This window comes from Aeromonas sp. QDB68, from assembly GCF_027707405.1.
Lineage (GTDB): Bacteria > Pseudomonadota > Gammaproteobacteria > Enterobacterales > Aeromonadaceae > Aeromonas > Aeromonas caviae.
The window spans coordinates 1-754 of sequence record NZ_JAPCIQ010000239.1; the positions used below are offsets into that span (position 1 = coordinate 1).

Sequence of the window (754 nt, forward strand, 5' to 3'; positions counted from 1 at the left end):
GGCCCCCAGAGCTTCCACTAAAGAGGATACGTCCCATGACCCAACAAACGCTGACCCGCTTGAGACACCTGAAACTGACTGGCATGGCGGATGCCGTGCAACAACAACTGGAACAGGCAAGTACCTACGAAGGGCTGCCCTTCATCGAGCGGCTAAGCCTGCTGGTCGAACACGAACAACTGAGCCGGGAGCAGCGTAAACAAGCTCGGCTGGTCAAGCAGGCGAGGCTCAAACTCCAGGCCACGGTGCAAGAGGTGGACTACCAGTCTGCACGCAACCTGGAGCGGTCACAGGTGGCAAACCTGGCCCAAGGAGAGTGGCTGCGCCGGGGCCAGAACCTGCTCATTACCGGCCCCTGTGGCTGCGGAAAAACCTACCTAGCCTGTGCGCTGGGCTACCAAGCCTGTCAGCAGGGGCACAGCACTCGTTACTACCGGCTGCCGCGTCTGCTACTTGAGCTGAGCCAGGCCAAGGTAGATGGCAGTTACGCCAGACTGCTGGGTCAACTGGCAAGGATAGAGCTGCTGATCCTGGATGACTGGGGACTGGAAGCGGTGAATGCCGAGCAGCGCAACGCCCTGCTGGAGATCATGGATGATCGGTACGGGAAATACTCGACGGTCGTGGTCAGTCAGCTGCCAACGGAAGAGTGGTACGCGAGCTTGGGGGACAACACTCTGGCAGATGCGATCCTGGACCGGCTGATGCACAACGCTCACCGGCTGTCACTGAAGGGAGAATCGATGAGAAAGAG

At 59.5% G+C, this 754-nt stretch carries 1 protein-coding gene; it reads left to right on the plus strand.

Translation table 11 applies throughout. The annotated features are described in order from the left end of the window. Positions 1-35: 35 nt before the first annotated feature. Positions 36-754: IS21-like element ISAs29 family helper ATPase IstB (gene istB, locus PG892_RS22440; RefSeq protein WP_270667056.1), on the plus strand; the 719-nt coding region annotated here is incomplete at its 3' end.